The 4591-nt window shown below is 35.6% G+C and carries 8 protein-coding genes and 1 pseudogene; 4 read left to right on the top strand and 5 right to left on the bottom strand.

Annotated elements, in window-relative coordinates; genetic code table 11:
* Nucleotides 1–257, bottom strand: a 257-nt coding sequence (locus tag O1449_RS16160; RefSeq protein WP_269239889.1) for a plasmid replication DNA-binding protein, incomplete at its 3' end; no start/stop codon positions are given.
* A gap of 116 nt (nucleotides 258–373) precedes the next feature.
* Here O1449_RS16160 and O1449_RS16155 point away from each other — a divergent pair.
* The 4 genes from O1449_RS16155 to O1449_RS16140 all read left to right on the top strand — a co-directional run bounded on the left by O1449_RS16155 (nucleotide 374) and on the right by O1449_RS16140 (nucleotide 2555).
* A complete protein-coding gene (locus O1449_RS16155; RefSeq protein ID WP_269239887.1) occupies nucleotides 374–634 on the top strand; it encodes a hypothetical protein in 261 nt (86 codons plus the stop codon).
* A gap of 59 nt (nucleotides 635–693) precedes the next feature.
* Nucleotides 694–1179 carry a hypothetical protein gene (locus tag O1449_RS16150; RefSeq protein WP_269239885.1) on the top strand — a complete coding sequence of 162 codons (486 nt, stop codon included), beginning with the start codon at nucleotides 694–696 and terminating at the stop codon, nucleotides 1177–1179.
* Between the two features lie 127 nt (nucleotides 1180–1306).
* Nucleotides 1307–1579, top strand: a complete 273-nt coding sequence (locus tag O1449_RS16145; RefSeq protein WP_269239884.1) for a hypothetical protein — start codon at nucleotides 1307–1309, stop codon at nucleotides 1577–1579.
* A gap of 355 nt (nucleotides 1580–1934) precedes the next feature.
* Entirely contained in the window at nucleotides 1935–2555 is a 621-nt protein-coding gene (locus O1449_RS16140) for a recombinase family protein (protein WP_269239882.1), read from the top strand.
* Between the two features lies 1 nt (nucleotide 2556).
* On the opposite strand, the gene O1449_RS16135 is transcribed toward O1449_RS16140, so the two are convergent.
* The 4 genes and pseudogenes from O1449_RS16135 to O1449_RS16120 form a co-directional block, all read right to left on the bottom strand.
* Nucleotides 2557–3540, bottom strand: coding sequence for a replication initiation protein (locus O1449_RS16135; protein WP_269239880.1), 984 nt, complete (start codon nucleotides 3538–3540; stop codon nucleotides 2557–2559).
* 215 nt (nucleotides 3541–3755) lie between these two features.
* The gene (locus O1449_RS16130) at nucleotides 3756–4064 is read right to left on the bottom strand and encodes a type II toxin-antitoxin system RelE/ParE family toxin (RefSeq protein WP_269239878.1); all 309 of its coding nucleotides are present in this window, start codon (nucleotides 4062–4064) and stop codon (nucleotides 3756–3758) included.
* Nucleotides 4052–4363, bottom strand: coding sequence for a hypothetical protein (locus O1449_RS16125; RefSeq protein WP_269239876.1), 312 nt, complete (start codon nucleotides 4361–4363; stop codon nucleotides 4052–4054). The genes O1449_RS16130 and O1449_RS16125 overlap by 13 nt, the downstream gene beginning before the upstream one ends.
* Before the next feature lie 71 nt (nucleotides 4364–4434).
* Nucleotides 4435–4591, bottom strand: a pseudogene (locus tag O1449_RS16120) (plasmid replication DNA-binding protein); the annotation flags it as partial.

The raw sequence follows: 4591 nt of genomic DNA, 5'->3' as shown, positions 1-4591 counted from the left end.
TGCTCTAAAAGTTGCTCATTATTACGTTTAGGATGCTCAATCAATTGTTCAATATTATTTGTACTGTTCAATAGCTCATTAACAGCTTGTTCTGTTGCTTTTTTATCTGCTTTATCTCCAAATAAACGCATCATATCTTGAACAGAAACATTACCATCACTATTTTTAGTTATCTCCCCTTTCTTAATACGAGCATAGATAGTATTACGGCTAACCTTGAACAATTTACTTGCCTGATTGATTGAAATATTGCTCATGATTGTTCATTCCTATGCTTTTTTAGTAAGCAATACTATACAACCATTAACATGTTCAAAAATTTAAGTATTGTAATTGTGTTCAACTCACTAATTAGATGCTAAAATATTTAGCCATGATTCAAGATCGAGAAAAAGTCATGAATCCTAATAGGTTACAAGCCATAGCAAAGCAATTCGAGGCAGCCTATATTCAAAATGGTGGACTATTCTTAGCAATGAGATATGACGCTAAAACAGACTATTTTGTACTGGATACAGAGTATGGCGAACTAAGAAGAAAAGATTTTGAAAGCATGGCAAAGGAAGTAAATACAGCCTATAGCGGTTATAAGCTGGCTTTAGTTGTTCAATCTGCGCAATCAATTGCGCAATAAAATAAGCTTGGGGCAGGGTAAATACCATAACCCATAATATATGTAGATTAGGGGGAAAAATGTCGTTAATACCTTGCCGTAGTTGCGAAAGACCTTTAAGCAAAGATGCTAAGAATTGCCCAAATTGTGGGGAAAAAAGACCTACTAAGCATAAAAAACCTACAGATTACAGAAGACTAGGTAAATTATTTCTTATTTTACTAGCCGTTTATGTTGTTGCCATCATTCTTTCAAAAGCCTTAGATTTGAAAAGTAATACTTCCTCTTCCAATAGTTCCGATCAAGAAGCCCAAAGACAAGAACGAGATAGAATTATTAATATAGAGGTTGAGTCTGAAATGACTTTAAGGAAATTTTTAAAAGATTCTGATAGTGCAGAGATTAGAAATCAAAATGAATATTGTGGTGAAGTAAATTCTAAAAATGCCTTTGGTGGCTACACTGGCTTTAAACGCTATATAGCCAGCCCTACTCTAGTAGCGATAGAGGGAGAGAATATGAGTTCAAGTGAATTTCAATCTGCATGGAATAAAGTCTGTCCTTAACAGTATCTTTTTAAGTAACCACTTCCCCATGTGGACAAAACCCACTTCGGGAAGTTGATAAAAGAAAGGTCGATATACAGAAGACTACAGCACAGACTACTACAGAGAATTTAGCTACGCCTTAAAGATGTGTGTCCCGAATAGCCGTTTGGTAAGTTCGGGAAAACCCGATACAGAGGTTCGGGAAACGACAAAAGCGCAGTTCGTTATACAAGAGAATACTACAAAAACTACTACAGAAAATTTAGCTGCGCCTTTTGAAGACATTTCAAAGGAAAATCCGAGAAAATCTATGAAAACTTTAGGCAGCACATCAAGCCGCTTCTTTGAAAAAGAATATGCCGAAAAAGAAAAAATAGGGACAAAATACACCCCATCTAAAAAATCAGTTTTATTCTAATTACTATCGATATTTTTAGGATTTTTGGGGCTAAACTCATAATCAAATAGCATAAGTCTGTACCACAACCATAACACACCATTTAAATGCGCTATATAAGCCATAGAGAGCTATTTAACACACCAATCACACTACCCTAGCACCAACTATAAAAACACCTTAGATACGCTATTTCTTGCTTATTCTAAATACTAAATTTTAGAAGCTAAGGAAGTAAGCTTTGAGCTATCATTAGACTATACTCAAAAGATAAAAAAGTTAATTGATAATAAAGCTATCAATAGACTATAAATAAAAATTAAATGATAGTATTATCATAATTCTTAAAGCTTGATAGCTAAATGAGAATTGAAAAATGACCACTAGAATATATGTCCGTGCGAGTACCAAAGATCAAGATGCAGAAAGAGCATTAGATGATTTAAGGGAATTTACGAAATCAATGCACAGCAATATAAGCGAGTATATAGAAAACGAATCTGGAACTAAGCTAGATAGACCTGTTTTAAATCAATTATTAGATGAATCAAACAACGGGGATACATTACTTGTTGAGAGCGTAGACCGTTTATCTAGGCTTTCTCAATCGGACTTTGACGTATTAAAAGGACGTATCAAAGAAAAAGGACTAAAGCTAGTTATAGCTGACCTACCGACTACACACATGCTGATTAGCTCAAACGATAACATTACAAGCTCTATCCTAAACCTAATAAACAACATGCTTATAGATTTGCTTGCCACGATGGCAAGATTAGACAACGACAAACGTAAAGAACGCATTAAACAAGGCTTAGAGAAAAGCGGATATAAACCTACAGGAAAGAAAGCAGATATAGGAAAACACGATAGAATTAAAAAACTAAACCAAAAAGGTTTAACAAAAGAAGAAATTGCTAAAGCTGTTGGATGTGGTATTGCTACGGTTTATAGAGTTTTAAAAACAGAAGAAACACCCAAAAGGGCTATTATCTGATTTAGGCTTGCACTTGTGCATGGATTTTTACCCATTTCGACACACTATTCCGATGTACATTTAAATATTCTGAAATCTCCTTAATACTCTTACCCATGATATGCAGTTTTAAGGCTTCATTACGTACATCACTATAATGTGCCGATCTAGCTTTACCGCCATGACTTGAATCACTGCGTAAACCACCTTTCCGCCCTTTGGTTGCCTGACGGTCAATAAATTCCTGATAGGCATAACCATCACGTTTCCATACCCAACGTGCAATAGATTTAGCAATACCTTTCACTTCGTTGTACTGCATTGGTACAGTAAATTGGGCATTCACAGAACTACATTGAGTAATGACAGATTCAAGCCATTGATTGTATGCCTTAGCTCGATATTGTCGCACCTCAACATAAGCCCAATGCCTTACTGTATGGAATACACAGCAGTTACGACCAAGCCCTACAGCTTCATCAGGTGCTATAGGTTTGTTAATTTGCTTTGTAGTTAAATCTAAGCGTTCTGACAGTTGGTCGAGCGTGTATGGTTGCTCACGTAGAATATGGGTACGCCAATGCTTATGTACGGCGTTCTTAGTAATTAGCCCACTATAGTTAATATCTGCGTTTAATGCAGCTCTAAGAGCCAAATATACCGCATTACCGTACTTTATGGGCTTATCGTTACTTGCGTTAGTCTGGTAAATTGGAGTTAGTAATTTATAAATATAATGAGCATGTCCATTTTCAGGATTTTCTACAATCAAGTTAGGCATAGGTACACCCACCATTGAATAAAATAAATCAATGTATGCTGTTGGGTAATCCAGATCAAAAACAAAGAAATGTGTGTAATAGGGATGATTAGGCTGAATATAGCGTTTAAGTAAGGCTAAATGCTTGGGACGAATTTGTAGCCCTAATTGTAGATCGTCCGTACAATAAGGTTTGTTCGGTAAATTGCCTGTAAATTGCTCTAAGCCTAGTGATAATTGTTGCATTGCATAACGTACCTGTTTGCAAATGCACTTTTGTTCTGTATTATTAAAACAGACCATGTGCAAACGTGTTCTAAGGATTCAAGCCTGTATTTCTGAACTTTGGCGAGCGAGGAAATACGGGCTTTTTCATGTCTGAAATATTTGTATCATAATTCCATGCAGATAAGAAATTTCTAACGGTTAATTATTGAAATAACCTAGAAAAACTCATTAACTTAGAAAGCTGAATATCCTAATTCCCGTTGATGTCTAAAAGCATGGATTAAAACAATGTTGGTCATTGGGTCGAAAGAATACAAACAAACATAGCCACTACTGCCATACTTAATTTTAAGCTCTCTAAACTCCTTATTCTCAATTGGGTATATTCGCCCAATTAAAGGAAAGTCCTCTAATTTTTTTACGTGTGAGAGAATAACTGTAACTACAGCTCTGGCTTGCTCTCTAGCTTCATTTGCTACCAAAAAGTTAGCAAACCGTACTAAATCCTGTTTAGATTCTTCGGTATAAATTACTTGTGGCATGTTGGGGCTTCTAACGGCGTATCACTGGTTAAACTATCTGCCCAAGTCTGTAGCTCATCATGTGTTACATGTAAGCCAGTTTGCTGGTAATTCTCAAAAGAACGGATAGCTTGGGCTTCATACTCCATTTTTGCTTGCATTTGAGCAATATAAGCATCCACAGCTTCAACCACTAGGCTATGTACTGTTCTTTGCTTTAATTCAGCAATTTGAGCTAATACGTGCTTTCTATGCCCTAATTTCACCGATGTAATACCACTAGGTTTAGGTGTATTAGATACTTGGGTAGTTGATGACATACTCTATCTCCAAAGGTAATACCTTTTAACACCTAGAATATAACATAGTTTAAATAAAGATTTCGCACGTTTCATCCAAACAATCTACCTAATAGCCCTTTCTTTTCATGATTCTTATGTTCTATGAGCTTTTGATCTAATTGTTGTTTAAGCCAAGCTTCATTTGCTTTCACATACTCCAATTGCTTTTCAAGCTGTTCAATCTGTACTTTTAATTGTTCAATTTTT

Origin of the sequence: Acinetobacter sp. TR3 (assembly GCF_027105055.1) — a bacterium.
Taxonomy (GTDB): Bacteria; Pseudomonadota; Gammaproteobacteria; order Pseudomonadales; family Moraxellaceae; genus Acinetobacter.
The sequence above is the reverse complement of the archived record's forward strand: the minus strand, read 5'-3'. Positions and strand labels throughout refer to the sequence as shown.

What these genes read in the sequence shown, in the direction of transcription:
- O1449_RS16155 (WP_269239887.1), top strand. Translation starts at nt 374, where the DNA reads ATGATTCAAGATCGAGAAAAAGTCATGAATCCTAATAGGTTACAAGCC.
- O1449_RS16150 (WP_269239885.1), top strand. Translation starts at nt 694, where the DNA reads ATGTCGTTAATACCTTGCCGTAGTTGCGAAAGACCTTTAAGCAAAGAT.
- O1449_RS16145 (WP_269239884.1), top strand. Translation starts at nt 1,307, where the DNA reads ATGTGTGTCCCGAATAGCCGTTTGGTAAGTTCGGGAAAACCCGATACA.
- O1449_RS16140 (WP_269239882.1), top strand. Translation starts at nt 1,935, where the DNA reads ATGACCACTAGAATATATGTCCGTGCGAGTACCAAAGATCAAGATGCA.
- O1449_RS16135 (WP_269239880.1), bottom strand. Translation starts at nt 3,540, where the DNA reads ATGCAACAATTATCACTAGGCTTAGAGCAATTTACAGGCAATTTACCG.
- O1449_RS16130 (WP_269239878.1), bottom strand. Translation starts at nt 4,064, where the DNA reads ATGCCACAAGTAATTTATACCGAAGAATCTAAACAGGATTTAGTACGG.
- O1449_RS16125 (WP_269239876.1), bottom strand. Translation starts at nt 4,363, where the DNA reads ATGTCATCAACTACCCAAGTATCTAATACACCTAAACCTAGTGGTATT.